This window comes from Cupriavidus sp. GA3-3 (assembly GCF_000389805.1).
Taxonomy (GTDB): Bacteria; Pseudomonadota; Gammaproteobacteria; order Burkholderiales; family Burkholderiaceae; genus Cupriavidus; species Cupriavidus necator_D.
The window spans coordinates 84151-109986 of sequence record NZ_KB944505.1; the positions used below are offsets into that span (position 1 = coordinate 84151).

Annotated in this window: 28 protein-coding genes and 1 pseudogene; 17 read left to right on the forward strand and 12 right to left on the reverse strand. The window is 66.9% G+C overall.

Annotation, left to right across the window (positions count from 1 at the left end; translation table 11 throughout):
* Positions 1 to 7: 7 nt before the first annotated feature.
* Positions 8 to 133, reverse strand: coding sequence for an excalibur calcium-binding domain-containing protein (locus C265_RS33265; RefSeq protein ID WP_081645178.1), 126 nt, complete (start codon positions 131 to 133; stop codon positions 8 to 10).
* Between the two features lie 56 nt (positions 134 to 189).
* Here C265_RS33265 and glnA point away from each other — a divergent pair, with 56 nt between their 5' ends.
* Positions 190 to 1665 (forward strand): type I glutamate--ammonia ligase, encoded by a 1476-nt coding sequence (gene glnA / locus C265_RS30375; RefSeq protein ID WP_010811649.1) that lies wholly within the window; start codon positions 190 to 192, stop codon positions 1663 to 1665.
* A 19-nt stretch (positions 1666 to 1684) separates the two neighbouring features.
* Here the strand turns inward: glnA and C265_RS30380 are convergent, their stop codons facing one another.
* Positions 1685 to 2602: a LysR family transcriptional regulator gene (locus C265_RS30380; RefSeq protein ID WP_010811648.1), complete on the reverse strand. Its 918-nt coding sequence runs from the start codon at positions 2600 to 2602 to the stop codon at positions 1685 to 1687.
* Between the two features lie 278 nt (positions 2603 to 2880).
* On the opposite strand from C265_RS30380, the gene C265_RS30385 reads away from it, so the two are divergent.
* Genes C265_RS30385 through C265_RS30400 form a run of 4 tightly spaced genes read left to right on the forward strand, consistent with a single transcriptional unit; the run spans position 2881 to position 6463 of the window.
* Positions 2881 to 4083 carry a CaiB/BaiF CoA-transferase family protein gene (locus tag C265_RS30385; RefSeq protein ID WP_010811647.1) on the forward strand — a complete coding sequence of 401 codons (1203 nt, stop codon included), beginning with the start codon at positions 2881 to 2883 and terminating at the stop codon, positions 4081 to 4083.
* Positions 4084 to 4096: 13 nt separating this feature from the next.
* Positions 4097 to 5050, forward strand: coding sequence for a hydroxymethylglutaryl-CoA lyase (locus C265_RS30390; protein WP_010811646.1), 954 nt, complete (start codon positions 4097 to 4099; stop codon positions 5048 to 5050).
* Positions 5051 to 5069: 19 nt separating this feature from the next.
* Positions 5070 to 5456, forward strand: coding sequence for a VOC family protein (locus tag C265_RS30395; RefSeq protein WP_010811645.1), 387 nt, complete (start codon positions 5070 to 5072; stop codon positions 5454 to 5456).
* Between the two features lie 38 nt (positions 5457 to 5494).
* The gene (locus tag C265_RS30400) at positions 5495 to 6463 is read left to right on the forward strand and encodes a tripartite tricarboxylate transporter substrate binding protein (protein WP_010811644.1); all 969 of its coding nucleotides are present in this window, start codon (positions 5495 to 5497) and stop codon (positions 6461 to 6463) included.
* Between the two features lie 49 nt (positions 6464 to 6512).
* Here C265_RS30400 and C265_RS30405 read toward each other — a convergent pair whose 3' ends face one another.
* Together C265_RS30405 and C265_RS30410 are read right to left on the reverse strand one after the other, a co-directional pair.
* Positions 6513 to 7667, reverse strand: a complete 1155-nt coding sequence (locus C265_RS30405; protein ID WP_010811643.1) for a glycerate kinase — start codon at positions 7665 to 7667, stop codon at positions 6513 to 6515.
* A 31-nt stretch (positions 7668 to 7698) separates the two neighbouring features.
* A complete protein-coding gene (locus C265_RS30410; RefSeq protein ID WP_010811642.1) occupies positions 7699 to 8655 on the reverse strand; it encodes a D-2-hydroxyacid dehydrogenase in 957 nt (318 codons plus the stop codon).
* A gap of 349 nt (positions 8656 to 9004) precedes the next feature.
* On the opposite strand from C265_RS30410, the gene C265_RS30415 reads away from it, so the two are divergent.
* The gene (locus C265_RS30415; RefSeq protein WP_010811641.1) at positions 9005 to 9715 is read left to right on the forward strand and encodes a DUF899 domain-containing protein; all 711 of its coding nucleotides are present in this window, start codon (positions 9005 to 9007) and stop codon (positions 9713 to 9715) included.
* Positions 9716 to 9733: 18 nt separating this feature from the next.
* On the opposite strand, the gene C265_RS30420 is transcribed toward C265_RS30415, so the two are convergent.
* On the reverse strand, positions 9734 to 10108 hold the full coding sequence (locus C265_RS30420; protein ID WP_010811640.1) for a VOC family protein: 375 nt from the start codon (positions 10106 to 10108) through the stop codon (positions 9734 to 9736).
* Positions 10109 to 10402: 294 nt separating this feature from the next.
* Between C265_RS30420 and C265_RS30425 the strand changes: the two genes are divergently transcribed.
* Positions 10403 to 10882: an SRPBCC domain-containing protein gene (locus tag C265_RS30425; protein ID WP_010811639.1), complete on the forward strand. Its 480-nt coding sequence runs from the start codon at positions 10403 to 10405 to the stop codon at positions 10880 to 10882.
* Positions 10883 to 10915: 33 nt separating this feature from the next.
* Here the strand turns inward: C265_RS30425 and C265_RS30430 are convergent, their stop codons facing one another.
* Positions 10916 to 11815 (reverse strand): LysR family transcriptional regulator, encoded by a 900-nt coding sequence (locus C265_RS30430; protein WP_010811638.1) that lies wholly within the window; start codon positions 11813 to 11815, stop codon positions 10916 to 10918.
* Positions 11816 to 11959: 144 nt separating this feature from the next.
* Between C265_RS30430 and C265_RS30435 the strand changes: the two genes are divergently transcribed.
* Together C265_RS30435 and C265_RS30440 are read left to right on the forward strand one after the other, a co-directional pair.
* A complete protein-coding gene (locus C265_RS30435; RefSeq protein WP_010811637.1) occupies positions 11960 to 12997 on the forward strand; it encodes a tripartite tricarboxylate transporter substrate binding protein in 1038 nt (345 codons plus the stop codon).
* A 42-nt stretch (positions 12998 to 13039) separates the two neighbouring features.
* The gene (locus tag C265_RS30440; RefSeq protein WP_010811636.1) at positions 13040 to 14215 is read left to right on the forward strand and encodes a M20 aminoacylase family protein; all 1176 of its coding nucleotides are present in this window, start codon (positions 13040 to 13042) and stop codon (positions 14213 to 14215) included.
* A 73-nt stretch (positions 14216 to 14288) separates the two neighbouring features.
* Here C265_RS30440 and C265_RS30445 read toward each other — a convergent pair whose 3' ends face one another.
* The 5 genes from C265_RS30445 to C265_RS30465 all read right to left on the reverse strand — a co-directional run bounded on the left by C265_RS30445 (position 14289) and on the right by C265_RS30465 (position 17377).
* A complete protein-coding gene (locus tag C265_RS30445; protein WP_010811635.1) occupies positions 14289 to 14525 on the reverse strand; it encodes a hypothetical protein in 237 nt (78 codons plus the stop codon).
* 86 nt (positions 14526 to 14611) lie between these two features.
* Positions 14612 to 15265 (reverse strand): TetR family transcriptional regulator, encoded by a 654-nt coding sequence (locus C265_RS30450; protein WP_010811634.1) that lies wholly within the window; start codon positions 15263 to 15265, stop codon positions 14612 to 14614.
* A gap of 13 nt (positions 15266 to 15278) precedes the next feature.
* Positions 15279 to 15656: a nuclear transport factor 2 family protein gene (locus tag C265_RS30455; protein WP_010811633.1), complete on the reverse strand. Its 378-nt coding sequence runs from the start codon at positions 15654 to 15656 to the stop codon at positions 15279 to 15281.
* Between the two features lie 23 nt (positions 15657 to 15679).
* Positions 15680 to 16465, reverse strand: a complete 786-nt coding sequence (locus C265_RS30460; RefSeq protein WP_010811632.1) for an SDR family NAD(P)-dependent oxidoreductase — start codon at positions 16463 to 16465, stop codon at positions 15680 to 15682.
* A 39-nt stretch (positions 16466 to 16504) separates the two neighbouring features.
* Positions 16505 to 17377 carry an alpha/beta fold hydrolase gene (locus tag C265_RS30465; protein WP_011616696.1) on the reverse strand — a complete coding sequence of 291 codons (873 nt, stop codon included), beginning with the start codon at positions 17375 to 17377 and terminating at the stop codon, positions 16505 to 16507.
* A gap of 126 nt (positions 17378 to 17503) precedes the next feature.
* Here C265_RS30465 and C265_RS30470 point away from each other — a divergent pair, with 126 nt between their 5' ends.
* The 8 genes from C265_RS30470 to C265_RS30505 all read left to right on the forward strand — a co-directional run bounded on the left by C265_RS30470 (position 17504) and on the right by C265_RS30505 (position 25300).
* Positions 17504 to 18292, forward strand: coding sequence for an SDR family oxidoreductase (locus C265_RS30470; protein ID WP_010811630.1), 789 nt, complete (start codon positions 17504 to 17506; stop codon positions 18290 to 18292).
* A gap of 138 nt (positions 18293 to 18430) precedes the next feature.
* Complete coding sequence (locus tag C265_RS30475; RefSeq protein ID WP_010811629.1) at positions 18431 to 19993, forward strand: DUF1302 domain-containing protein; 1563 nt, start codon at positions 18431 to 18433, stop codon at positions 19991 to 19993.
* Between the two features lie 69 nt (positions 19994 to 20062).
* Positions 20063 to 20845, forward strand: a complete 783-nt coding sequence (dmpE, locus tag C265_RS30480) for a 2-oxopent-4-enoate hydratase (protein ID WP_010811628.1) — start codon at positions 20063 to 20065, stop codon at positions 20843 to 20845.
* A gap of 45 nt (positions 20846 to 20890) precedes the next feature.
* Entirely contained in the window at positions 20891 to 21799 is a 909-nt protein-coding gene (locus C265_RS30485; RefSeq protein ID WP_010811627.1) for an acetaldehyde dehydrogenase (acetylating), read from the forward strand.
* Positions 21800 to 21809: 10 nt separating this feature from the next.
* Positions 21810 to 22835, forward strand: a complete 1026-nt coding sequence (gene dmpG, locus C265_RS30490; protein ID WP_010811626.1) for a 4-hydroxy-2-oxovalerate aldolase — start codon at positions 21810 to 21812, stop codon at positions 22833 to 22835.
* A gap of 92 nt (positions 22836 to 22927) precedes the next feature.
* On the forward strand, positions 22928 to 23920 hold the full coding sequence (surE, locus tag C265_RS30495) for a 5'/3'-nucleotidase SurE (protein ID WP_010811625.1): 993 nt from the start codon (positions 22928 to 22930) through the stop codon (positions 23918 to 23920).
* An 11-nt stretch (positions 23921 to 23931) separates the two neighbouring features.
* Positions 23932 to 24594: a carboxypeptidase-like regulatory domain-containing protein gene (locus C265_RS30500; RefSeq protein ID WP_010811624.1), complete on the forward strand. Its 663-nt coding sequence runs from the start codon at positions 23932 to 23934 to the stop codon at positions 24592 to 24594.
* A 295-nt stretch (positions 24595 to 24889) separates the two neighbouring features.
* Positions 24890 to 25300 (forward strand): hypothetical protein, encoded by a 411-nt coding sequence (locus tag C265_RS30505; protein WP_010811623.1) that lies wholly within the window; start codon positions 24890 to 24892, stop codon positions 25298 to 25300.
* Between the two features lie 35 nt (positions 25301 to 25335).
* Here C265_RS30505 and C265_RS30510 read toward each other — a convergent pair.
* Positions 25336 to 25836 (reverse strand): annotated as a pseudogene (locus tag C265_RS30510) (transposase); the annotation flags it as partial.

Here is a 25836-nt window from a genome sequence, read left to right on the forward strand (position 1 = left end):
AAAGCCACTAGCCATTGGCTCGGGGCGGCGTCTCACATGGAATACCGTCGCCGTCCCCATCCATCTTTACCGCGGAGTTCACCGCAATAAGGTCGTTTCGGAAAAACTGCAGGGCTGGTAAGGCACTTTCCATTCGGAATCCGACAGACTAATCTTGGACTAGGCTGCGGGCAGACGATGGAGGCGGATATGGGCATGGTCTCAATAGAACCCGGCAGCTATCACGTTGTACCGCCGCAAAACCCCGGCGAGGTCATCGATCTGATCCGGACGCACGCGATCCAGGTGGTTGACCTCAGGTTCACCGACTTGCCCGGCGTGTGGCAGCACTTCTCGATCACGCTGCCGGAAGTCAACGACGACTTATTCTCTGTCGGCATCGGCTTCGACGGGTCTTCCATTCGCGGGTTCCAGGAAATCCACGAGTCCGACATGCTGGTCAGGCCTGACCCGGCCACGGCGTTCATCGATCCGTATTGCGCAGCACCAACGCTGGCGCTGATCTGCGACGTGCTGGACCCTGTCCTGCACCAGCCGTACTCGCGCGATCCGCGCCATATCGCACGCAAGGCCGAGCTGTACCTCCGGCAAACCGGTCTTGCCACGGTTTGCTACCTTGGCCCCGAACTGGAATTCTTTATTTTCGACTCCATCCGCTTCGGGCAGGACCAGCACTCTGGCTACTACCATGTCGAATCCGCCGAAGGCGAATGGACCTCGGGCCGTGACGAAGGCGCCTATGGCGGGGGCAATCTCGGCTACAAACAGCGCTACAAGGGCGGGTACTTTCCCGTGCCGCCAAGCGACACGCTGCAGGACATCCGCTCCGAAATCGTGCTCGCGCTGATGCAGGCCGGCATCCAGGTCGAAGTGCATCACCATGAGGTCGCCACGGCCGGCCAGAATGAAATCGACATGCGCTTTGCGCCACTGATGCGCATGGCAGACAACGTGATGATGTACAAGTACATCTGCAAGAACGTTGCGCGCCGCCACGGCAAGGTCGCCACCTTCATGCCCAAGCCGCTGTTTGCCGACAACGCGAGCGGCATGCATTGCCACCAGAGCCTCTGGCGCGACGCCGAGAACCTCTTCTATGACAAGAACGGTTGGGCGCAGACGTCCCAGATGTGCCGTTGGTATATAGGCGGCTTGCTCAGCCACGCCCCCGCGCTGATGGCATTCTGCGCACCGAGCACGAACTCCTACAAGCGGCTGGTGCCCGGATACGAGGCGCCTGTCAATCTGGCCATGTCGCAGCGCAACCGGTCCGCCGCGGCCCGGATTCCAATGGTTTCGGATTCCCCGAGCGCCAGGCGCGTTGAATTTCGCTGTCCTGATCCGTCGGCCAATGCCTACCTCGCCTTCTCGGCAATGCTGCTCGCCGGCCTGGACGGCATTGAAAACCAGACGGACCCCGGCGACCCGCTCGACAAGAACATCTATGATCTGCCACCGGAGGAAGCCGCCCGCATCCGGCAGGTACCAGGCTCCCTGGAAGAGTCGCTTTGCGCGCTGGAAGCCGATTCAGCGTTCCTGCGCAAGGGGGATGTCTTCACTGAAGACCTGATCACGACCTGGATTGATTACAAGCGCACGCGCGAGATCGATACATTGAAGGTACGGCCACACCCGTGGGAATTCCAGCTCTACTTCGACATCTGATGACGGCACTACCGTGTCATCAGCGACTCGCGCTGGCAGAGCCCGCTGCACGCAGATGCTCCAGGAGCGTCCTTGCCTCCGGCAAGAGACCAGCTTCGTCCCTCACGCCCAGCCAGAGAATGCGTGAGGCCCAGGCGTCGGACAGGTAGACGGCATGCAGCCCGGCACCCAGCAGTTCGGGCCGGACCGCGCCATCTGGCAGGACGCCGATGCCCAGGCCGGCCTCGATCATCCGGCAGATCGCATCGAAGCTGCTGACCTGGATCCTCAGCCGCACCACCTTGTCCAGTGCCGATGCGGCGTCGGTCAGGCGCTGCAGCAGCGAGCTGCCCTGGTTGAGGCCGACAAAGTCGTACTCCAGGGTTTCGTCGAAACTCACTTCCGGGCGCCCGGCCAGCGGATGCCCGGCAGGCACCAGGACGACCAGGCGGTCACGCCGATAGACAGACTTCCTTATGTCATAAGCCGGCACGTTGTCGGCGAACACGCCGATATCGGTTTCACCGGACAGCAGCGCTACCACCACGTCCTGGCTCAGGCGCTCCTCCAGGCTGATCCTGATCATCGGCTGCGAGGCCAGGAAGCTTGCCAGGTCGTGCGGAAGGAACTGGATCACGGCTGACGTATTGGCCCAGACCTTGACGTGTCCGCGCACGCCGGTGGCGAAGTCGCTCATCTCGCCCGCCATCTGGTTGACCTTGTCGAGCACCATGCGCGCATGCTGGACCAGCTCATGGCCAGCGGGGGTCAGCTCAAGCCCGCGCCGAACCCGCAGGAACAGCGCGCATCCCACCGTGCGCTCAAGATCCGCGATCCGTTTGCTCAGGGCCGACAGCGTCATGTGTGACTTGTTCGCCGCCTGCGTCAGCCCGCCGCATTGGGCCACCAGCTGGAAGACGCGCAGGGACTGGAGATCGAAATGGGCAGGATTGATCATGGTATTGCACTGGCGACGCGCGCCGACTGGATTGAAAGCCAGGAAAGGCTAGTAAGCCGCTCGCGCCTTGTCAAACGGCGCGCCCGGCTCCCGGCAGCGCAATGCAGGCCTTGATCCGCCTGGGATAGCCGACAAAGTGGCGGGTTGTGCCGGTCGTGGTACTCCCGTACGGCAATATGCACCACCTTTTCCCGTAAGGAAAGGACGGTTGAGAATCCATCGATTACCAGGCAACGGCTTTTGACCCACTATCTCCAGCACACAGCAGGAGCCATGAGATGGAAACAAGCAAGTCAAAGCCCCTTGCCGGCGTACGCGTCCTGGAACTGGGGCAGCTGATCGCGGGGCCGTTTGCCGCGCGCATGCTGGCGGCGTTCGGCGCGGAAGTGATCAAGGTCGAGCCGCCGGGCACGGGCGATCCGCTGCGCAAGTGGCGGCTGTTGCATGAAGGCACCTCGGTCTGGTGGGAGGCACAGTCCCGCGACAAGCAGTCGGTCACGCTGGACCTGCGCACGCCGCAAGGCCAGGAAGTCGTGCGCAAGCTGGCCGCGCAAAGCGACGTGCTGATCGAGAACTTCCGCCCGGGCACGCTGGAAGGCTGGGGCCTGGGCTGGGACAGCCTGCGCGCGGCCAATCCCGGGCTGGTGATGCTGCGCGTGTCCGGCTATGGCCAGACCGGCCCCTATCGCGACCGGCCGGGCTTCGGCGTCATTGGCGAAGCGATGGGCGGCTTGCGCCACCTGAGCGGCGAGCCGGGCCGCACCCCGGTGCGCGTGGGGGTATCGATCGGGGACTCCCTGTCCGCGCTGCACGGTGTGATCGGCATCCTGCTGGCGTTGCGGCACCGGGAGCAGAACGGCGGCCAGGGCCAGGTCGTGGATGTGGCCTTGTACGAGTCGGTGTTCAGCATGATGGAGAGCCTGCTGCCGGAATACTCGGTGTTCGGCGCCGTGCGGCAGGCGGCCGGCAGCAGTCTTCCCGGCATCGCGCCGACCAATGCGTACCGCTGCGCCGACGGCAAGTATGTGCTGATCGCTGGCAATGGCGATGGCATCTTCAGGCGGCTGATGGACATGATCGAGCGCCCCGACCTGCGCGACGACCCTGCGCTGGCCCACAACGACGGCCGGGTCAGCCAGGTCGCGATGCTCGACGCCGCCATTGGCGAATGGGCGGCACAGCGCAGCCTGGAAGCGGCACTCGACGCGCTCAATGGCGCCCGCATCCCCGCGGGCAAGATCTATGACGTCGCCGATATCGCCAGCGATCCGCACTACCGCGCGCGCGACATGATCCTGGACGCGCAATTGCCGGACGGCACCCCCGTCCAGTTGCCCGGCATCGTGCCGAAGCTGAGCGCCACCCCCGGCGCACTGCCCAACCCCGCCCCCGCGCTTGGCCAGCATACCGACGCGGTGCTGGAAGGCCTTGGCATCGGCACGGCGCAGCGCGAGGCATGGCGCGTGGCAGGGATTATCTGACCAGGAGACCGGCATGACTGCCAGGAAGGTGTACATACATGAAGTCGCCACGCGAGACGGCTTCCAGAACGAGGCCCGCTTTGTCGAGACCGATGACAAGGTTGCCCTGATCGACGCGCTGAGCGCATGCGGCTACGCCAGGATCGAGGTGACTTCCTTCACCTCGCCCAAGGCGATTCCCGCGCTGCGCGACGCGGAAGCGGTGATGCATCGCATCGCGCGGCGCCCCGGTGTGGTCTACACGGTGCTGGTGCCGAATGTGCGCGGCGCCGAGCGGGCCCTCTCCTGCCAGGTCGACGAGGTCAACCTGGTGATGTCGGTCAGCGAAAGCCACAACCGCACCAACCTGCGCATGTCGCGCGAGCAATCGTTTGCCCAGCTTGCCGACGTCATCCGCGTGGTAAGGGAGACGCCGACCGCGATCAACATCTCGCTGTCGACCGCGATGGGTTGCCCGATGGAAGGCGACGTGCCGCTGGAAAACGTGCTGGGCTGGATGCAGCGCTTCGCCGACCTGGGGGCTCACGGCGTGACGCTGTGCGACACCACTGGCATGGCGTTCCCGTCCCAGGTCGCGAGGCTGTGCCAAGCCGCGCGGCGGCAGTTCCCCGGCCTGGCGCTGACCCTGCATTTCCACAATACCCGGGGCCTGGCGCTGGCCAATACGCTCGCCGCGCTGGACCAGGGCATCGACCGCTTCGACGCTTCGCTGGGCGGCCTCGGTGGCTGCCCGTATGCGCCGGGCGCGACCGGCAATGTCTGCACCGAAGAACTCGTCCATATGCTTGAACTGGACGGCTACGACACCGGCGTCGACCTGGCTGCCATCCTGGATGCCGCCGCGCGCTTGCCTGGCCTGATCGGCCATGACGTCCCAAGCCAGCTGCTGAAGGCCGGCCGCCGCCTCGACCTGCATCCGATGCCTGCCGCCGACGCGATCCCCGAACAACGGGCCTTCCAGCCCTGACACCCACCCGGAAACCATCATGTCCCTGATCGACCATCTTGACCATCTGGTGCTCACCTGTGTTGACCTTGAAGCCACGCGGCACTTCTACACCGAAGTCATGCAGATGCAGCCTGAAACCTTCGGCAACGGTCGCCTGGCCTTCCGCTTCGGCAACCAGAAGATCAATCTCCACCAGCGCGGCGCCGAGTTCGAGCCCAAGGCACACCTGCCCGTTCCCGGCGCACTCGATCTCTGCTTTATCGCTTCCGTCCCGCTCGACGACGTCATCGCCCATCTTCGGCGATGCCAGTGGCCCATTGTCGAAGGACCGGTGGCGCGCACCGGCGCAACGCAGAAGATCCGCTCGGTCTACGTGCGCGATCCGGACCTGAACCTGATCGAGATATCAGAACTGGTCGACTGAAGATCGGCCAACCCGGCAAAACGATGGAGGAGACACCCATGAAACGCATGACGATCGCCGCGGCCGCCCTGGCGGCCCTGGCTGCGGCCGCCCCGGCCCACAGCACCAACGCCTATCCCACCAAGCCGGTCACCCTGGTGGTGCCCAGCGCACCGGCCGGATCCACCGATATCGTTGCCCGCCTGGTCGGCGAACAACTGCAGGCCGCGCTTGGCCAGCCCGTGGTGGTGGACAACAAGCCCGGTGCCAGCGGCAATATCGGCACCGAAGCCGTGGCGCGCGCCGCGCCGGACGGCTATACGCTGCTGCTTCAGTATTCCGGCTACCACGTCGGCAATCCGGCGCTGTTCCCGCAGATCCGCTGGAAGCCGTCCAGCTTCGTCCCGGTGGCGCTGGTCATGCGCGCGCCGCACGTCATCGCCGTCAGCGGCAAGCTGCCCGCGACATCGATAGCCGAACTGGTTACCTACGGCAAAAGCAATGGCAAGGGCCTGTTCTACGCCTCGTCCGGCAATGGCTCGATCCAGCATATCGCCGGCGAGATGCTGGCGCGGCAGACCAGGGTGCCGATGACGCACGTACCGTACAAGGGCGCCGGGCCCGTGGTCACCGACCTGATCAGCGGGCAGGTCGACATGTTCATCACGACCCCGCCGAGCGTGATCGGGCATGTGCAGGCGGGCAAGATCAAGGCACTTGCCTATGCCGGACCGAAGCGCCATCCCTCCATGCCCAATGTGCCGACCACCGCGGAGGCTGGGCTGCCAGGGTATGAGGTGGAATCCTGGTTTGCACTGTTTGCACCGGCGAATACACCGCCGGCCATCGTCGAGCGCTTGTCCCAGGAGGTGAAGAAGATCGTGGCCAGCGACACGTACAGGAAGAAGATCGAGGAACAAGGTGCCTTTGCCGCCTACATGGGGCCGCAGGAGCTGGGCAAGTTCGTCGATCAGGAACTGGCGTCCTGGTCGCGTGTGGTCAAGACATCGAATATTCGCGCGGACTAAGTGTCGTCGATGCGTGGAAGGTCTCCCCGGGTGGGGAGACCCGTTTTTTCTATACGCCCAGGCGATTTTCCTGCCGGCTGGCGGCGACATACAGGCGCGCAAGCTGGCACGCAGCATCCTCAAGCAATGCCGCCGCATGCTCCATCGCAAAGCCGATTGATACCGGCCCCTGCTGAATCGAGATGCACCCGTCGAAGGCTTCGGCCAGTCCGGCATCGGGCTCGACGGCGCCTGAGAGCAGCGTCACCGGCACACCGGCCTGGCGCGCCATGCGCGCGATCATGGCAGGACCTTTTCCCATCATGGTCTGCGCATCGGACCGTCCCTCGCCGGTAATGACCCAGTCGAAGGCGCCGAGCCCTGCATCGAGGCCGGCAGCACCCAGCACAAAGGCCGCGCCGGGAACGATCTCGGCGCCGAGCAGGTGCAACGCAAAGCCGATGCCGCCGGCGGCACCGCTGCCTTGCGCATCGGCAACCTCCAGCCCGACCACGGCGGCGCATCGCGTTGCAAACCGTTCCAGCCGGGCATCCGCAGCGCCCAGGTCTTGCACGCCCTTCTGCGGGCCGAAGACAAAGGTCGCGCCGTTTGGCCCGCAGAGCGGATTGTTGACGTCGGACAGGCCCAGCAGCCGGACCCGGCCAAGCTGCGCAGGCTGCTGATACGTTGCGGCGCAGATCGCGTCCAGCGTATCCAGGGTTGGCCACAATGCGTTGCCCTGCGCATCGGTAAAGCAAAAGCCGGTTTCCGCCAGCAGGCCGGCACCTGCGTCATTGGTGGAAGATCCGCCCAGCCCGATCGCGATGGTATCGACACTGCGCTCAGCGAGCGCGCGGATGACATGGCCGATGCCCCTGGTCGTGCGTTGCCCCGGCGCCAGCAGGGCGTGCGGAAGGCCGACGATTTCAGCCACCTCGACGATCGCGAGCTCGCCAAACTCCTGCGTGCGGCCGCGGAAGTACCGCACCGGCCTTGGCACGCCATTGGCATCGGTGGCAACCACCGCTTCCCACACGCCCGCACGCGTGGCCGCCAGGACTTCGGCGGTACCTTCGCCGCCATCGGCGATCGGTGCCACGGTGACATCCGCACCAGGCACCGCGCGCCGGATGCCGGCGCGGATGCGATCCGCCACCTCGGTCGCGCTGAGGCTGCCTTTGAACGAGTCAGGTGCAACCAGCACCTTGAGTCCTGCTGCTTTCATTGTCGGCACCATCCTTCGTCCGGCGGGCACGTCATGCGGCCACCACGTTCCTGGGCGCGCCTTGCGCGAAGGCACAGATATTGTCGATAAGCTGGTCGGCCAGACCTTGCACGGCCTCGTCGCTGGCCCATGCAACGTGCGGAGTCAGGATGAAGTTCGGCGCATCCTTCAACTGATGGAACGGGTGTTCCGCGCCGGGCGGCTCCTGCGTCGCAACGTCGAAGCCGGCCCCGGCCACCTTTCCGGATTGCAGCGCTTCCACCAGCGCCGCTTCATTGACCAGCCCGCCTCGGGCGGTGTTGATCAGCAACGGGCGCCGCTCCATCTTCGAGAACTCCGCGGTGTCGATCAGGTTGCGTGTCTGCGCCACCAGCGGGCAATGCAAGGTGATGATGTCGCTACGGCGCAGCACCTCGTCGAAAGGCGTGTAGAGCGGGCCCATGCCCTCGCGTCCCTTGTGGGCCGCAAACAGCGGTTGCATGCCCAGCGCACTCGCCATCCTGGCCACCGACTGGCCGAGCACGCCGTCGCCGATGATGCCAAGCACCGACCCGTGCAAGTCCTTGATCGGGTAGTCGAAGAAGCAGAAGGATCCGGATTCCTGCCAGCGGCCGCGCCGGACCGCATCGTGGTAGGCGGCCAGGCTTCGCCGCAGCGCGAAGATCAGGGCAAAGGTATGTTCCGGCACCGTATGGACGGCATAGTTGCGGATATTGGAGACGACGATGCCGCGGGCGGCACAGGCTTGCAGGTCGACAACATCGGTGCCGGTCGCCGCAATGGCGATGAGCTTCAGGTTCGGTGCCTGCTCAAGCTGGCGGGCATCCAGCTTCACCTTGTTGGTGATGACCACGTCCGCGGCGGCGATGCGCGCGGCGACGTCCTCGTCAGCCGTTTCCCCGTAGAGTTGGAGCTCATGCGGGAACGGCAGCGCTGGCAGCGTGATCTGCGGCGAGATGGTGGAACGGTCCAGGAATACGATCTTCATTGCCATGACATCCAGGTTGCGGGCCCCCCGCAGCGTGCCGATGTGAGGCACGGCTTGTCACACTGGCGCGTAGGGACGGGCTGCGGTCGAAGGGCGGCAGGCATCTGCCGCGTTATTGCGCCACAGACATGATGAGGGGAGGCAGGCCCAGCTGGAATCGCGGCTTTCTCCACCTTCCTTTCTCAAATGGAAAGGCAATGGCCACGTCACGGCAGCATCGGCCCTGCATGGCGTGGAACATTTCGGCCTGGGCTGACACGAACTACGTGAGGGGCCGCGGAAACGCCGACGCTGCGCGACAGCATCACATTCCCCGGCCATTCGCGGTAGCTATGGCAGGAGGACCCACATGAACACCACTGCAAAACTCATTCCCTCAACCGAGTTGGCGCAACAAAACCCCGTCCGGTTTCCCAATGAAAGCGCGGAGTACCGCAAGGCGCGCAATGCGCTGCTCGCGGAGGAGATCGAGCTGCGGCGCCACATTGAGCGCGTGGCCGAACAGCGCCGCGGCCTGCCCGCGGGCGGCGAGGTGACAAAGCGCTATACCTTCCAGGGCGAACGCGGTCCGGTCACGCTGGCCGAACTGTTCGGCGACAAGGACACCCTGGTCATCTACAGCTATATGTTCGGACCGCAGCGGGAGCAGCCTTGCCCGATGTGCACGTCGGTGATGGCGTCGTGGGATCACAAGGTCCCGGACATCGAGCAGCGCGTGGCGCTGGCGATGATCGCCCGCTCGCCCATCGATCGCCTGGTCGCCGCCAAGAAGGCGCGGGGCTGGACCAAGCTGAAGGTCTATGCGGACGTCGACGGCGATTTCACCCGCGACTATGTCAGCCCCGAAGATGCCGACGCTCCGGGCTACTCGGTGTTTACGCGCCGGGACGGCAAGATCCGCCATTTCTGGAGCAGCGAGATGTATGCCCTCTCGGTCGACCCGGGTCAGGACCCGCGCGGTGCGCCGGACCTGGATCCGCTGTGGACCCTGCTTGACACCACGCCGGAAGGCCGGGGGGCGGATTGGTATCCGAAGCTGGAATACCCCGAGGGGAAATAATCGTCCTCGATGGCAGGGTCAGGCCTCGGGTTGGTGGCAAACCACTTCGATGTTGTGCCCGTCCGGACCAATCACGAACGCCGCATAGTAGTTGGCGTGGTAGTGCGGGCGCAGGCCAGGCGCACCATTGTCTTTGCCACCCGCCTCCAGGGCCGCGCGATAGAAAGCTTCGACTTGCCGGCGATTCTCGGCCGTGAACGCGAGGTGAAGATGCGCCGGCTTTTCCTCGGTCTGGAACAGGCACAATGAAGCCTTGCCCTTTGGGCAAAGCTCGACACCGTACGCCGGCGGCCCCTCCGAGGCAACCGCTACGCCGAGCGGTTCGAGTGCCTTGAGGAAGAACGCCTTGCTCGCTGCATAGTCGCTGACTCCGAATTTGACGTGGTCAAACATGGGTTCTCCTGAAGTGTGTGGGCCCTGCGCGCGGCCCGACCCCAGAGTTTGACGATGAACCAAAAAAAATGCCAGCCATCCCGGATGGCCGGCACCAAGCTCACAGCAGTTGGAGACTGAGACCCCGCCGCGCGTCGCCGCCGCCGGACCGCGCGCGCTCGGGGCAAGCCTCAATCTGCCTGACCTCGACAACATCGCCTTCGTCCACCCGGACTCGTCCGTTCGGGGTATGCGAACCGAAGTCACACGGCTCTAGTGTGTCCCTTCCCAATGACTTTCATGAAGGAGGGGCCGATGGCCAAAGCAGAGAATCTCGTGACGTCGATCCAGGTGGAGATCGACGCACCGGTAGCGCTGGTGTGGGAAGTGCTGACCGACTTTGCGCGCTACGCGGAATGGAATACGTTCTGCCCGGAGCTGGAGACCACCGGCCGGCTCGGCGACATGGTGTACATGCAGGTGCGCATCCCCGGCACCGACCAGGTCATCCCGGTCAACGAGTACCTGGTGGCGTGGGAGCCGGAACGCCTGCTCTCGTGGGAGCAGCGCCCCACCGACGAGAACAAGGATGCAGCCCGGCGCGACCAGTACCTGGAAGCCGTCGGGCCCGGGCGCACCCGCTACTTCACCACTGACCTGTTCCTGGGGCTGAACGCGGAGACCATCATGCGCGAGCACGGTGCCCGGGTGAAGCAGGGCTTCGACCAGGTGGCACGGGACGTCAAGGCGCGCGCGGAAGCGCTGAATGCGCAACGGCAGGCTGGCCTGCGCTGAGCAGTCATTGCCTGTACGCGGGCGGGAGCGCCGCTACTCCCGCATCCTCTCCGCCATGAATGCCCGCAGCATCTCCATTGCGGGCGTCTCGGTCCGTCCCTGCAAGGTGATCAGCGCGAACTGCGCGCTGGTGTGCAAGGGCGGCGTCAATGCCAGCTCCACCAGTTCCCCGCTTGCCATGGGCTCGCGCGCGGCGGCGATGATGCCGAGGAACACCGCATCGGTGATGCGGGCGGCTTCCACCAGGCTGGAGATCTCCTCGCAGCGCAGCGTGACCATCTGGTCGGGATGCGCGCGTGGCCCGAAGTGGGCGATCAGGATGCGCGCCACCTCGTCCGACAGGGGGCTGGAAGCGATCGGATAGGCCAGCAGATCGTCGAAGCTCACGCGGCGCAGCTTGCACAACGGATGGCCGCTGCGGCACATGAAGCCGGCGCGCAGGTCCGGCAGCCGCTCCACGCGCAGGTCGGGGCCCGGCACTAGCGAGCGCAGATCGATGACCACGCCGTCAAGCGCGCGGGCGCGTAGCTGCTGAAGCTGCAGATTGGTCGCGCCGCGCGAAATGGTCAGCCTGACCCTGGGATGGTGCCTGGCCATATGCACCAGCAGCGGCGTCATCAGCATGGCGCCCGGCCCGGATCCCAGGCCGATGCGCAGCGTGCCCGCCTGGCCGGCCTGCAACGCCAGCGCGCTCTGCCTGAGCTCGCCAGCCTCGAAGACGATGCGCCGTGCCCTTTCCAGCGCCAGCTGCCCGAACGGCGTCAGTTCGTTGCGCTTGCCGATGCGGTCTACCAGTGGCATGCCCAACTCCGCTTCCAGGGCCTGGATGCTGCGGCTGAGTGCCGGCTGCGTCAGATGCAGCCGCGCGGCGGCCTGGCTGAACGAGCCGGTCTCCGCCAGCGCGATCAGGTGCTTGAGCTGAATCAGGTTCATCGCCGTCCTCGCATGCAATCTTGTAATGATAATGAGAAAAATGATGCATTGGACATCAGGTTGCCGCCTTCCTAACATGGCTGCCAGCCGTGCGTCCCGCCGGGGCAACAAGACAGACGCGGCATCCATGATCAGGAGACGACGATGACCCTCACACAATGCCTGCGCCGCCCGCTGACGAGGCTGACTGGCGGCCTGCTTGCCGCCGTGCTGGCCAGCCCGATCTGCGCCGGCGCGGCCGGCGCGACCGCAGCCGCGGGGGCGACCGGGGCGTCCTATCCCGCCAAGCCGATCGCACTGATGGTGCCCTATCCCGCCGGCGGCGCCTCCGACGCCATCGCCCGCGTGCTGAGCCAGCCCGTCGGCAAGCAGCTCGGCCAGACCGTGCTGGTGGAGAACCTGGGCGGCGTCAGCGGCGCCATCGCCGCGCAGAAGGTGCTGTCGGCGCCGGGCGACGGCTACTACCTGTTCCAGGGCTCTCCCAACGAAGTGATCCTGTCTCCGCTGGCCAATGCCGCGGTCAAGCTGCAGGCGGAGGACTTCCAGCTGGTGCAGCCGATTTCCACCGCGGTGCTGGCACTGATCGCACGCAAGGACCTGGAAGCCAACTCCGCGGACGAACTGATCGCCCTGGCGCGCAGCCGCAAGGACAAGCCGCTGTCTTACGGCAGCGTGGGAGTGGGCTCGCTGTACCACATCCTGGTCGAGCACATGCAGCAACTCACCGGCACCAGGATGACCCACGTCCCTTACAAGGGCGCGGCGCCGCTGGTACAGGACCTCGGCGGCGGCCAGCTCGACTTCGCCATCGTGCCGTTCAACGCCGCGCTCGGCGCGATGGCCCAGCAGGGACGGCTGAAACTGCTCGCCACCGCGGGCGCCACCCGGGCGCCGCTGTTGCCCAATGTGCCCACCATCGGCGAAGGCAAGCTGCTGAAGAACTTCGCCTTCACGATCTGGACCGGCTTCATGGTGAAGAAGGGAACCCCGCCCGAGGTGGTGCAGCGCCTGAACCTGGCGCTCGGCAATGTCCTCAAGGATCCCGCCGTGCGCGCCGGGCTGGAAGCCCAGATGCAGACCGTGGCCACGCCGATGACGCTGCAGGAGGCGGCCCGCTTCTACGAAGGCGAGACGGCGCGCTACCGCGGCCTGGCCAAGGCCATCGGGCTGCAGCCGCAATGACGCAACGCCAATGCCATCGCATATAGAGAGGAGAGAAATCCCATGCACGCCATCCTGGAATCGCTGCGCTCCCGCGCGGACAAGTTCGTTGCGCTGCGCCGCGACATTCACCAGCATCCGGAACTTGGCTTCCAGGAGCACCGCACCAGCGACGCCGTGGCCGAGCGCCTCGCCCAATGGGGCTACGACGTGGAGCGCGGGCTGGGCGGCACCGGCGTGGTGGGCAGGCTGCGGCGCGGCAGCGGCACGCGCCGGCTCGGCCTGCGCGCCGACATGGACGCCCTGCCGATCGGCGAGGCGACCGGCCTGCCCTACTCCAGCAGCCATGCCGGCGTCATGCATGCCTGCGGGCACGATGGGCACACCGCCATGCTGCTTTGCGCCGCGGAATACCTGGCGCAGGAAGCGCAGTTCTCCGGCACGCTAAACCTGATTTTCCAGCCGGCCGAGGAAGGCATGGGCGGCGCCGTGCGCATGATCCAGGACGGGCTGTTCGAGAAGTATCCCTGCGATGCCGTCTTCGCCATGCACAATATGCCTGGCATCACGCAGGGACGGCTGGTGCTGCGCGACGGTCCCACCATGGCTTCGTCGGACTACGCCACCGTCACGGTCAGAGGCGTGGGCGGCCACGGCGCGCTGCCGCACCGGGCAGCCGATCCGCTGGTGGCCGCCGCCGGCATCGTGCTGGCCCTGCAGACCGTGGTCTCGCGCAACGTCGACCCGCTGCAGATGGCGGTGGTGACGGTCGGCGCCATGCATGCCGGCAAGGCCAACAACGTGATCCCGCAGGAAGCCACGCTGGAAATCAGCGTGCGGGCGCTCGACCGCGACGTGCGTGCCACCCTGGAGCGGCGCATCAAGGCGCTGGTGCAGGCCCAGGCGGAAAGCTACGGCGTGCGCGCCGAGATCGATTACCGGCAAGGCTATGCGGTGCTCGTCAACACTCCGGAAGAGACGGAATTCGCGCGCCAGACGGCGCTCGCCTTGCTTGGGCCGGACAAGGTCGTGCCGCAAGGCCCGGCGCTGCCCGGCAGCGAGGACTTCGCCTTCATGCTGGAGCGCTGCCCCGGCAGCTATCTGCTGATCGGCAACGGCGATGGAGACAGCGCAGGCGCCTGCATGGTGCACAACCCCGGCTACGACTTCAACGACGACAACGTCACCATCGGCGCGGCCTATTGGGCGCTGCTGACGCAGCGCTTCCTGATCGACTGAGGTTGCAGATCGCTGTTTCGGCTATTAGGGACTGGCCCGTCGATCGACCTGCATAGGCAGGTCGATCGACGGGTCAATGCGGAGGTCTCTGGCTTAGCACCACCAACGCCGCGGTGCCGCGGCTGCGCACGCAGGCGTCGTTGCAGTGGTCTTGCGCCGCGTCGGCGGAGGCCACGCTGACAGCGGGCATCTCGTCCTGGCTGCCATGCGCGGTGGCAAGGTCGCCGCCCACGGCAATCGCCCAGGCCGCGCCCATCGCGGCGCCGGCCCCGGCCAGGCCCGCCGCCCAACGAAATCCGAGCCGCTTCATGCTGTCTCCTCCGCACCCTTACTAGGTTTCCATGCTTTTGAAAGCATCGTAGTCAGCGCCGGCCCGAAACGCTTCGTCCGAGCAGACTAAGGGGTATCCCGCAGCAGCGCCGGATCGAAAGTGGCGTCGGGTCGACAGGAAGGGATGGTGGACAGGGCCGGATGCGGCGGCACGTCGGGCCCTTGATACAGCCGGGCCAGCGCTGCGGCACAGCCGGACAGGCCAGACGGCGCCAGATGCATGGCGTGCGCGCTCAACAGGCCCCACAGGTGCGCCACCAGCAGGCCGGCCATGCCTGGGGCCGGCAGCAGGCCGGCGAAGGTTGCGCGCAGGGCCTCGACGCCCGCCAGCACGCGGGCGCGCAGCGGGCAAAGCTCGCAGTCGTCGCCGCACTTGTGCTGCAGCAGGGCGGCCAGCAGGCTGACATGGCGCGCCAGGTCATCGCCATCGAGCAAGGCGGCCAGCGCCTGCTCCAGCGTGCCTGGCCCGTTGGCGGCGCGGCCTTGCGCCAGCGGCGCGAGGCGGGCGGCGAAGTCGGCTTCGGCGCACGACAGCAGCGCGCCGAGCAACTCGGCGCGGGAACGGAAATGCCCGTAGACGGCCCCGCGCGTCATGCCGATGGCGCGGGCCACATCGTCCACGGTGACGCAATGCAGGCCGCGGTGCCGGATCAGTTGCAGCGCGCTGGCCAGGATGCGCGTCCGCGTGACGGCGGCATCTTCGCGGGTGTGGCGGGCCATGGGCGCGGCGGGCCTACAGGAAATGCACGTCGTCCGGCCCCCAGTGGGCGCGCATGCTGCGGATGCGGCCATCTGCGCCGAACGTCATGATGTCGGTCACGTCGATGCGGGCCGGCCGCCCTTCCAGGCGGGCATGCACGGCAAAGGTCAGCGCGGCGGCGTCGCCGTGCGAGCCGCGCGGCGGCGCCACCACCTCCAGGCGCGCGCCCAGTGCGGTGGTGTGCTGGTAGAAGGCCAGGATGGCCGGCTTGCCGGCGATCGGCTGCGCGCCGACCGGGTCTTCGACGGTGGCATCGTCGGCGTAGAGCGCGGCAACGCCCTGCGCGTCACCGGCATTGAAACGATCGACATAGGCGAGCAGCGTGGCTTTCATCGCGGCGCTATCGGGCATGGGGTTCTCCTTGTCTGGTGGTTCTAGCGTGCGGTGTAGCCGCCGTCGATCACCAGCTCGGCGCCGGTGACGTAGCGCCCGGCGTCGGACACGAGGTACAGGATGCCCGCGGCAATGTCGCGGGGCTGGCCCACCTTGCCCGCGGGGGTCTGTCCACCCAGGTAGTCAAACAGCGCCTCGCCCTGCCCCGAGGCCTGGGCCACGTGTTCGAGCATCGGCGTGCGGATATAGCCGGGATGGATCGAGTTGGCGCGAATCCCCTTGCCGGCATAGAGCATGGCATCGGTCTTGGCCATCATCCGCACCGCGGCCTTGGATGCGTGATAAGGCGGCACGTCCGGCCCGCCGGCGATGCCGTACATCGACGACACGTTGACAATGGCGCCGCCGCCGGCGCGCTCCATGTGACCGATGGCGTGCTTGGTGCACAGGAAGGTGCCGGTCACGTTCACGGCCATGACCTGCTGCCATTGCTCCAGCGCGAGCTCATGGGTCGGCGCATTGGGCCCTTCGATGCCGGCGTTGTTCACCAGGATGCCGAGGCCGCCGAAGCGCGCCGCGATCTCCGCGAACACGCGCTTCACGTCGCTTTCGCTGGTGACGTCGAGCTTCCAGAACTCGGCCTCGCCGCCTTCGGCGCATATCGCTTCCGCGGTGGCCTTGCCGTCGGCTTCCAGCACGTCTAGTACCGCGACCTTCGCGCCGGCCGCCGCCAGCACGCGGGCGGTTTCCGCGCCGATGCCGCGCGCGGCACCGGTGATGGCGGCAACCTTGCCGCGCAGGTCGAACAGGCTATACGGGTATTCCATGATGTCTCCTGGGTCTTCTTGTGTGGACGTGCGAGCCAATTATGCCGCCCCGCCCTGGGCGGTATCCGCCAGGAAGCCGATACATTCACGGTTGAAATATGCGGCGTGCTCGACCATCACCCAGTGGCCGCAGCGGTTGATCATGACGAAGCGCGCGTCGGCGCAGCCGGCCAGGAATCTGGTGGCGCCCGAGGCGGGATTGAACTGGTCTTCCGTGCCCCAGAAGCCAAGCACCGGGCAGCGGATCTCGCCCAGCCGCTCGGTCAGGTTGGGCACCTTCATGGTGGCCAGCACCTCGCGCGGCTGCTCGCGGCATACCGCCATGCGCTCATCGACCAGCGCGTCGGTGACCAGGCTGGCGTCGTGCACCAGCAGTTGCAGCAGCTGCCGCATGGTGTCCGGGTTCATGTGGCCGCCGGTAAACAGCGACACCATGCGCTGGATGCCCTCCATCTGGAAATAGGTTTCCCGTTCTTCCACGCCGCCGGGCGCCATCATCACCAGGCGGCTGACATGCTCCGGGAAATCCAGCGCGTACTTCAGCGCGATGGCGCCGCCAAGCGAATTGCCCACCAGCACGCAGCGCGGCAGCTCCAGTGCCAGCAACTGCTCACGCAGCGCGGCGACAAAGAAGTCCAGGGTGTACTCGACATCGTCCGGCTTGGACGACAGGCCATACCCGGGCAGGTCGACCACCACGGTGCGAAGGCCCGCCTCGGCGAAGGCCGGCGCGTTGTGGCGGAAGTTGCTGTGCCCGCTCGCGCCCGGCCCGCTGCCGTGGATAAAGACCACCGGCTCGCCGCTGCCGGAGTCCAGGCAGTGCAGGCGCAGGCCCGTTGACGTGATGACGAAGCGCCCGACCGGCAGGTTCGGGTGTGGGGACAAAGGCGTGTGCTGTGACGTAGCGGACATGAGGGCGTCTCCCGTGGTTTGCCCAGCATATTGCGCAGCGCTGCCCGCGCGGGCATCGTTCATTCGGACTACGATCCGGACGGCCACTTCTCCTACGATGGGCGCTCCATGCATCAAGGGGGACCCATGACAGGATTCGACTACACCGGCCAGACCGTGCTGGTCACGGGCGGCATGCGCGGCATCGGCCGCGCCATCAGCGAGGCCTTCCTGCGCGCCGGCGCGCAGGTCTTCGTATGCGGCCGCACCGCGCCCGCCGACGACAGCGAACTGCCGGCCGCGGATGGCCGCAGCGCCCGCTTCATCCCGGCGGACATCCGCGACATCGAACAGGTCGATGCCATGCTGGCGCAGATCGCGCACGCCAGCCCGACGCTCGACGTGGTCATCCACAACGCCGGCGGCTCGCCGTTCGCGCTGGTTGCGCAGGCCTCGCCACGGCTGCTGGAATCGGTGATCCGGCTCAATCTGGTGGCGCCGCTGCAGCTCGCGCAGCGCACCAATGCACGCATGCAGCAACAGGCTGGCGGCGGCACCCAGCTGTTCGTCGGCAGCGTCAGCGCGCTGCGCCCTTCGCCCGGCACGGCGGCCTATGGCGCCGCCAAGGCCGGCATCCTCAATGCGGTGCGCACGCTCGCGGTGGAATGGGCGCCCAAGGTGCGCGTTGCCGCGGTCAGCCCGGGCGTGGTGCTGACCGAGACCTCGCAGCAGCAGCACTACGGTGACCCCGAGGCGTTGCGCACCATGGCCGCGACGGTGCCGCTGGGCCGGCTCGCGCATCCGGACGACATCGCCGGCGCGTGCCTGTTCCTGGCATCGCCGCAGGCGTCGTACGTATCTGGCGCCAATCTCGTGATCGATGGCGGCGGCGAGCGCCCGGCCTTTCTCGACGCCGCTTCGGTCAATCGCGGCTGAGCGGCCCGCCTGTAGGGAAACCGCCTAGTCCGTTCTGCCGATTTGTGCATGGCTGCCCCTCTCTACGCTTGCGACCAGGCGAGCGCCATTCGAAGTGCCAGGCAACGAACCAACACCGACACCACGGGGGAGACCACCATGCACCATCCACAACTCGGCCCACTGAAACGCCGCAACCGGCTGCGGCCAATCGCTGCCGCGGCGGCACTGGCCGCGCTGCTTGCAACGCCAGCGAGGGCGGGCGACACCATCGACCTTGGCCACGACACCACGCTCGACTACAGCGTCACCGCCTCCTACGGCGCGGCGGTGCGCACCGGCCACCAGAGCAACACACTGCTGAGCCCTGCCAATATCAACGGCGACGATGGCAACCGCAACTTCAGGCGCGGCGACCTGATCGCCAACCGCGTCTCGCTGCTGGGCGAAGCGCATCTCAAGCACGACGTCTTCGGCGCGCTGGTGCGCGGCAGCGTGTTCCAGGACTGGGCCTACAGCGGCACCAACTCGAACAATGCGCCGTTCACGGTCAACCACAGCGGTCCGTTCAACCAGTTCACCAACTCGGCGCAGGACTATCACGAGCACCGCGCGCAACTGCTCGATGCCTATGTCTATGGCGCGGCGCCGATCGGCAGCACGCAGCTGAGCTTCAAGCTGGGCAACCAGGTGGTCGCCTGGGGCGAGAGCCTGTTCTTCGCCAATATCGCCGGCGCGCAAGGGCCTGCCGATGCCACCAAGGCCTTCGTGCCGGGCGCCGAGGTCAAGGACATCCTGCTGCCGGTGCCGCAGGCGTCGCTGCAGCTGCAGGTCACGCCGGCATTCAGCGTGATGGGCTATTACCAGTTCACCTACAAGCCGAACCAGATCTTCGCACCGGGCAGCTATTTCAGCTCCACCGACGTGGTCGGCCCGGGCGCGGAGTTCATCATCGGGCCCGGTTTCAACATCCCGCGCGGCCCGGATATCCGCCCCTCGGACTGGGGGCAATGGGGCGTGGGCGCGCGCTTCCGCGTATTTGACAGCACCGAGATCGGGCTGTACCAGCTGCGCTATCACGACAAGAACCCGAGCGTGGTCACCTCGCTCTTTCCCACGCTGCAATACCAGCAGAAGTTCTACGGCGGCATCAACCTGACCGGCGCCAGCTTCTCCACGCAGATGCTGGGCGCCAACGTCGCCGGTGAAGTCAGCTACAAGGACGGCGTGCCGATGCTGGTGGACGTGGCCGGCTCGCCCACCGCGACGCGCGGCAAGGCGCTGCAGGGCCAGCTCTCCGCGATCTACTCGGTGGGCCCGACCTTCCTGGCCGACTCGCAGACGCTGCTGGGCGAAGTGGCCTACCTGCACGTGCTCGACGTGGACCCGGTGATGGGCTTCAGCAAGCTGTCGAACACCCGCAACTCGGCGGCGTTCCAGGTGGGCTGGTCGCTGAACTACAACAATGTGTTCGATGGCTGGGACATGAGTGTGCCACTCACCTACGCTCAGCAGTTCAGCGGCCAGTCGGCGGTGGCCGGCGCCTTCGGCACGCTGTTGGGCTATGGCGACAAGCGCGCCAGCGTGGGGCTGACCTTCAAGTACCTGAACAACCTGGAGCTTAACCTGACCTACGCCACGTTCATCGGCGGGGCCAACATCGCCAACCGTCCGCTGGCTGACCGCGACTACGTGGCCTTCAACGCCAAGTACTCGTTCTGACCTTTTGCCCTGACCCGAACTGCCGCGGCGCGCTGCCGCCGCGGCAGTGCGGCCCGACCCTCCCCTGCCATGAACGCCGACCTGATCACCACGCTCAGCAATGAACTCCACCATGCGCTGGTCACGCGCTCGCCGGTGCCGCCGCTCAGCGGCCGCGGACTGGGGCTCGACGTCCACGCTGCCTATCGCATCCAGCAAGGCTTTATCGCCCACCGGCTGGCGGCCGGCGACCGCGTCACCGGCAAGAAGATCGGCGTGACCAGCGCGGCCGTGCAGCAGATGCTGGATGTGCACCAGCCGGACTTCGGCATCCTGCTGCAGAGCATGCAGTACGCCGCCGGGCAGCCCATCCCCACCGAAACCCTGATCCAGCCGCGCGCCGAGGGCGAGATTGCCTTCTTCCTGCGGCGCGACCTGCGCGGCCCGGGCGTGACGCGCGCCGATGTGCTCGACGCCACCGAAACGGTGGCGGCCTGCTTCGAGATCGTTGACTCGCGCATCCGGGACTGGCGCATCCGCATCGAGGATACCGTCGCCGACAACGCCTCTTGCGGCGTCTATGTGCTCGGCGAGGAACGCGTCAGCCCGCACGCGCTGGACCTGGGCGCATGCGCGATGACGCTCGAGAAGAACGGCAAGTGCGTCGCCACCGGGCTTGGCAGCGCCGCGCTGGGGCATCCCGCCGACGCGGTGGCGTGGCTGGCCAACACCCTGGGCAGCTTCGGCATTCCGCTGCTGGCCGGCGAGACCATCCTGTCGGGTTCGCTGGCGGCGCTGATTCCGGTGCAGGCGGGCGACCGGCTGTCCATGCATATCACCGGCATCGGCGGCTGCAGCGCTGTGTTCCGCTGACTTACACGACTTTCCTGACTTCCTGACTTTGCCAAGCGAGACCCCATGAACAAGATCCGATGTGCCCTGATCGGGCCCGGCAATATCGGCACCGACCTGCTTTACAAGCTGCGCCGCAGCGACATCCTGGAACCGGTCTGGATGGTCGGCGTGGAGCCGTCCTCCGAAGGCCTGGCGCGCGCGCGCGAGCTGGGACTGAAGACCACCAGCGACGGCATCGACGGCTTGCTGCCGCACCTGGAGGCCGACGATATCCGCATCGCCTTCGATGCCACCTCGGCCTACGTCCACGCCGAGCACTCGGCCAGGCTGACCGCGCGCGGCGTGCGCGTGATCGACCTGACGCCGGCGGCGATCGGGCCGTTCTGCGTGCCGCCGGTCAACCTGGACGCGCATATCGGCAGCAACGAGATGAACGTCAACATGGTCACGTGCGGCGGCCAGGCCACCATCCCCATGGTGTATGCGGTCTCGCGCGTGCAGCCGGTGGCCTATGGCGAGATCGTGGCAACGGTGTCGTCGCGCTCGGTCGGGCCCGGCACGCGCCGCAACATCGACGAGTTCACGCGCACCACGGCGGGCGCGATCGAAGCCGTGGGCGGCGCGCGCCAGGGCAAGGCCATCATCGTGATCAACCCGGCCGAGCCGCCGCTGATCATGCGCGACACCATCCACTGCCTGACCGACGATGCGCCCGACGTTGCCGCGATTACCGCCTCGGTGCACGACATGATTGCCGAAGTGCGCAAGTACGTGCCCGGCTACACGCTGAAGAACGGCCCGGTGTTCGACGGCAAGCGCGTGTCGATCTTCCTGGAGGTCGAGGGCCTGGGCGACTACCTGCCCAAGTATGCCGGCAACCTGGACATCATGACCGCCTCGGCCGCCCGCACCGCCGAGTGCATTGCCGCCGCCATGCGCGCCGGCAGCGCGCAAGAAGCCGCCAACGCCTGAGGAGCCAGCCATGGTCCAACACATCACCCTGCACGACATGACCCTGCGCGACGGCATGCACCCGAAGCGCCACCAGATCTCGCTGGAACAGATGAAAGACATTGCCCGCGGGCTGGACGCCGCCGGCGTGCCGCTGATCGAGGTCACCCACGGCGATGGCCTGGGCGGCGCCTCGGTCAACTACGGCTTCCCCGCGCACAGCGACGAGGAATACCTGCGCGCGGTGCTGGGCGAACTGAAGCAGGCGCGCGTCTCCGCGCTGCTGCTGCCCGGCATCGGCACCGTCGACCACCTGCGCATGGCGCATGAGATTGGCGTGCATACCATCCGCGTCGCCACCCACTGCACCGAGGCCGATGTCTCGGAGCAGCATATCGGTATGGCGCGCAAGCTGGGCATGGATACCGTGGGCTTCCTGATGATGGCGCACATGGCACCGGTGCAGACGCTGGTGCAGCAGGCGCTGCTGATGGAAAGCTATGGTGCCAACTGCCTGTATATCACCGACTCGGCCGGGCACATGCTGCCGCACGACGTCACCGAGAAGCTGGGCGCCGTGCGGCAGGCGCTGCGCCCCGAGACCGAGCTGGGCTTCCACGGCCACCACAACCTTGCCATGGGCGTGGCCAATTCGCTCGCCGCGATCGCCTGCGGCGCCAGCCGCATCGACGCCGCCGCGGCGGGACTGGGCGCCGGTGCCGGCAATACGCCGATGGAAGTGCTGGTGGCCGTGTGCGAGCGCATGGGCATCGAGACCGGCGTCGACGTCTACCGCATCGCCGACGTGGCCGAAGACCTGGTGGTGCCGATCATGGACCACCCCATCCGCATCGACCGCGACGCGCTCACGCTGGGCTATGCCGGCGTGTACTCGTCCTTCCTGCTGTTCGCCAAGCGCGCCGAGGCCAAGTACCGCATCCCCGCGCGCGAGATCCTGGTCGAGCTCGGCCGGCAGCGGCTGGTGGGCGGGCAGGAGGACATGATCGAGGATACGGCGATCACGCTGGCGCGCGAACGGGGCCTGCTGGTGCCGTGACGCTGTCGCCCCGGTTTCGATCAAGCCTGGCGGCGCCGCTGCGCGGCCGGGCATGGCTTTCATCAGGCACCAGAGAATGGAGACAGGTTCCCATGCTTCGACTTCCCACCCGCCTGCGGCTCGCTAGCCTCGGTATCGCGGCCGCGGCACTCGCCGCCGCGGCCAGCCCCGCGCACGCGCTCAATATCCTGCTGACCAATGACGACGGCTGCGCCGCACCTGGCATCACCGCGGTCCGCAAGGCCCTGCAGGACGCCGGCCACCGCGTCATCACGGTCGGGCCGGCCACCAACCAGAGCGGCTCGGGCGCTGCCTATGCCGTGCCCGACGGGCGCACCCGGCTGGTAGTGGATCCGCTCGCCGGCAGCGCCGACACCTTCTGCGTGCACCGGGTCAAGGCCACCTTCGTCGCAGGCGGCGCGCTCAATGCCACCAACCCGGAATACCTGGGCAGCGGCTCGCCGGTGGACGCCACCGCCATGGGCCTGAAGATCGTCGGGCCGGAAAGCAGCTTCACGCCGGACCTGGTCGTCTCCGGGGCCAATTTCGGCGAGAACCTGTCGGACTCCATCCCGCACTCGGGCACGGTGATGAACGTGCTGTTCGCCGCGCGCCGCGGCGTGCCCGGCATCGCGCTGAGCGTTGGCGTGGACTTTGCCGAGGCACGCACCGGCTTCGGCAGCACCGTGGCCGCGTTCCCCAGGGCCGGGGCCTTCCTGGCCCGCGTGATTGCCAGCCTGGAAGCCACGCGCGCAGCCGGCCAGCCATTGCTGCCGGTGGCCCACCCGCTGAGCATCAACTACCCGATCGCTGCCGGCGGGACTCCTGCCGGCGTGCGCCTGACCACGCCTGGCACGGTGGATTCCTTTACCACCGCCTACAAGCGCAATGCCGACAACACGGTATCGATCGACGTGGGCGCGCCGGAGACCGAAGCGGCAGCGCTGGCGCGGATCGCGGAGACGCCGGCCTTCCTGGCCAAGTTCATCACGATCTCGGCGCTTGACGTCGACTTCCGCCCGACGCCGCTGGCGCGCGGCCTGTTCAACCGCTCGCGCCGCGAGCTGGCCACCCTGGCACCTTAGGCGGAGCAACCATGGGCAAGGACCTTAGATCCTGGCGCCACCTCGTGCTCGCATGCGGGGTCGCGGCGGTCGCAGCATGCGGGGATGACCATGCGCCGGAAGTGAGCGGCACGGCTGCCGTCGGCGCCGCGCTGGCAGGCGCCACCGTGCAGTTGCGCGATGCGCAAGGACAAGTGCACAACACAACCACCGATGCAAAGGGCGCATTCCGCCTGGCCGCGGTGCCGGGCGGCGCGCTGATGGTGCGCTGCGAGGGCGGGCTCGCGCAGGGCGAGCCGAACCGCCTGCGGCTGCATGGCCTGGTGCTGGGCGCGCGCACCGTGAACTGCTCGCCGCTGACCGAGCTGGCCTTGTGGAAGCTGCTGAGCGGGCCGCCGGATCAGGCGTTCGACAGTTTCGGGCAGGGGCGCGCCAGGGACCTGTCCGCCGACGCCATGGCCGAAGCGGAGGCCGCGGTGCTGGCTGCGCTGGCGGCAGGTGCCGGCGTCGATATCGACCCCGCTGCCTTACCCCGGCGCTGGCATGACACGCCGCTGGAGGCAGGCAATGCCAGCGATCCCCATGACGCCGCGCTGGATGCGCTGCGCGACGCGATTGCCGACCAGGCTTCCATGGACTTCATGGGCGAGATGGTGGTGCGCGGCGTGTGCGTGGCCGACGGAACCTGCGGGTGAGGCGGTTGCCGCTGCGGCGCGAACAGGTGGCCTGAAGCGGCCGGTGTGTTAGCCGCAAACGCCGCCCCCTGGCAAGGGGGGCGGCGTTTCTGTTTTCTTATATCACCCCTGAATCTTTCTTAAAACCCGGCGAAAATGTGGCGCGCCCGGTGTAGCCCAGGTGGTGAAGCAAGCGCACGAAGGCTGAGGCATTCGGTTCATTGAAGACATGGCTATCAAACTAGCCCGCGAAGCGCCGTAATCGCTAGAATGCGCGTTAATGCGCAGTGCGCGTTGGCCTGATCCCGGAGCCGGTATGGAACCTCTCTCTTTTGAATTCGTCACCGTTGAGGAAGCAAAGAAGGTACTGGACGGCGCGCCGCCAGTGCAAACCGAGCCTGACTGGAGCGGCGTGCGGCGCCCGCCGTCGCCGAAAGATACGTTGCTGTCAGACGTCGCCATGCGGTGGCTGGCATCGCTGCCGGCCGAGGCGCGCCCCGTTGAGCTGTGCCGCCGCTATGCGCGCATCGGCAACCACCTGGCTGCGCTTTCTGCCAACCCGGCGGCTCTGCGTGCTTTCCTGGTTGAGCTGCTGATAGACAAGCGGGGTGGGCGGCAGGGGTTTCCGGATGGCATTGCGCTGGAACTGTCGCGGTTGCATGAATACATGGTGCAACAATTGCCCGGGTCCGGTGGCGGGCAGGGGTGGCCTGAGTTGGGGGATTGAACTGCGTTGGGGTGGGGGCGACAGGCCCGCATGGGGTTCATGGCAGCCTTCCAGTCATGCGTTGAACTGCCCCACTTCCCGGTGATGTTGCGCAGGGCCAGCCACAGGAGCTGATGCTCTCGATCGCGTTGGTCGTGTAGATGATCTTGCGGATCGCCGGCGGGAACGTAAAGAACGGGATCACCTGATCCCAGGCGCGGCGCCAGGACGCGGCGATCGGGGGGTACCGCTCACCCCATTGCCCTTGCTCGAAGGCCTCCAACTCGGCCAGCGCCGCCTCCGCGCTGGGGGCCGTGTACACGGGCTTGAGCGCCGCCGCCACGGCCCGGCGCTCCTTCCAGCTGGCGTATTCCAGGCTGTTGCGGATCAGATGCACGATGCAGGTCTGCAATGTCGTGTTCGGGAACACCGCGTTCAGGGCCTGCTCCATGCCCCTGAGCCCATCGGTCACCGCAATCAGGATGTCCTGCGTGCCGCGGGTCTTCAGGTCGTTGAACACCTTCATCCAGAACTTGGCGCCTTCGGTGGTCTCGATC

What these genes read in the sequence shown, in the direction of transcription:
- C265_RS33265 (WP_081645178.1), bottom strand. Translation starts at nt 133, where the DNA reads ATGGAAAGTGCCTTACCAGCCCTGCAGTTTTTCCGAAACGACCTTATT.
- glnA (WP_010811649.1), top strand. Translation starts at nt 190, where the DNA reads ATGGGCATGGTCTCAATAGAACCCGGCAGCTATCACGTTGTACCGCCG.
- C265_RS30380 (WP_010811648.1), bottom strand. Translation starts at nt 2,602, where the DNA reads ATGATCAATCCTGCCCATTTCGATCTCCAGTCCCTGCGCGTCTTCCAG.
- C265_RS30385 (WP_010811647.1), top strand. Translation starts at nt 2,881, where the DNA reads ATGGAAACAAGCAAGTCAAAGCCCCTTGCCGGCGTACGCGTCCTGGAA.
- C265_RS30390 (WP_010811646.1), top strand. Translation starts at nt 4,097, where the DNA reads ATGACTGCCAGGAAGGTGTACATACATGAAGTCGCCACGCGAGACGGC.
- C265_RS30395 (WP_010811645.1), top strand. Translation starts at nt 5,070, where the DNA reads ATGTCCCTGATCGACCATCTTGACCATCTGGTGCTCACCTGTGTTGAC.
- C265_RS30400 (WP_010811644.1), top strand. Translation starts at nt 5,495, where the DNA reads ATGAAACGCATGACGATCGCCGCGGCCGCCCTGGCGGCCCTGGCTGCG.
- C265_RS30405 (WP_010811643.1), bottom strand. Translation starts at nt 7,667, where the DNA reads ATGAAAGCAGCAGGACTCAAGGTGCTGGTTGCACCTGACTCGTTCAAA.
- C265_RS30410 (WP_010811642.1), bottom strand. Translation starts at nt 8,655, where the DNA reads ATGAAGATCGTATTCCTGGACCGTTCCACCATCTCGCCGCAGATCACG.
- C265_RS30415 (WP_010811641.1), top strand. Translation starts at nt 9,005, where the DNA reads ATGAACACCACTGCAAAACTCATTCCCTCAACCGAGTTGGCGCAACAA.
- C265_RS30420 (WP_010811640.1), bottom strand. Translation starts at nt 10,108, where the DNA reads ATGTTTGACCACGTCAAATTCGGAGTCAGCGACTATGCAGCGAGCAAG.
- C265_RS30425 (WP_010811639.1), top strand. Translation starts at nt 10,403, where the DNA reads ATGGCCAAAGCAGAGAATCTCGTGACGTCGATCCAGGTGGAGATCGAC.
- C265_RS30430 (WP_010811638.1), bottom strand. Translation starts at nt 11,815, where the DNA reads ATGAACCTGATTCAGCTCAAGCACCTGATCGCGCTGGCGGAGACCGGC.
- C265_RS30435 (WP_010811637.1), top strand. Translation starts at nt 11,960, where the DNA reads ATGACCCTCACACAATGCCTGCGCCGCCCGCTGACGAGGCTGACTGGC.
- C265_RS30440 (WP_010811636.1), top strand. Translation starts at nt 13,040, where the DNA reads ATGCACGCCATCCTGGAATCGCTGCGCTCCCGCGCGGACAAGTTCGTT.
- C265_RS30445 (WP_010811635.1), bottom strand. Translation starts at nt 14,525, where the DNA reads ATGAAGCGGCTCGGATTTCGTTGGGCGGCGGGCCTGGCCGGGGCCGGC.
- C265_RS30450 (WP_010811634.1), bottom strand. Translation starts at nt 15,265, where the DNA reads ATGGCCCGCCACACCCGCGAAGATGCCGCCGTCACGCGGACGCGCATC.
- C265_RS30455 (WP_010811633.1), bottom strand. Translation starts at nt 15,656, where the DNA reads ATGCCCGATAGCGCCGCGATGAAAGCCACGCTGCTCGCCTATGTCGAT.
- C265_RS30460 (WP_010811632.1), bottom strand. Translation starts at nt 16,465, where the DNA reads ATGGAATACCCGTATAGCCTGTTCGACCTGCGCGGCAAGGTTGCCGCC.
- C265_RS30465 (WP_011616696.1), bottom strand. Translation starts at nt 17,377, where the DNA reads ATGTCCGCTACGTCACAGCACACGCCTTTGTCCCCACACCCGAACCTG.
- C265_RS30470 (WP_010811630.1), top strand. Translation starts at nt 17,504, where the DNA reads ATGACAGGATTCGACTACACCGGCCAGACCGTGCTGGTCACGGGCGGC.
- C265_RS30475 (WP_010811629.1), top strand. Translation starts at nt 18,431, where the DNA reads ATGCACCATCCACAACTCGGCCCACTGAAACGCCGCAACCGGCTGCGG.
- dmpE (WP_010811628.1), top strand. Translation starts at nt 20,063, where the DNA reads ATGAACGCCGACCTGATCACCACGCTCAGCAATGAACTCCACCATGCG.
- C265_RS30485 (WP_010811627.1), top strand. Translation starts at nt 20,891, where the DNA reads ATGAACAAGATCCGATGTGCCCTGATCGGGCCCGGCAATATCGGCACC.
- dmpG (WP_010811626.1), top strand. Translation starts at nt 21,810, where the DNA reads ATGGTCCAACACATCACCCTGCACGACATGACCCTGCGCGACGGCATG.
- surE (WP_010811625.1), top strand. Translation starts at nt 22,928, where the DNA reads ATGCTTCGACTTCCCACCCGCCTGCGGCTCGCTAGCCTCGGTATCGCG.
- C265_RS30500 (WP_010811624.1), top strand. Translation starts at nt 23,932, where the DNA reads ATGGGCAAGGACCTTAGATCCTGGCGCCACCTCGTGCTCGCATGCGGG.
- C265_RS30505 (WP_010811623.1), top strand. Translation starts at nt 24,890, where the DNA reads ATGGAACCTCTCTCTTTTGAATTCGTCACCGTTGAGGAAGCAAAGAAG.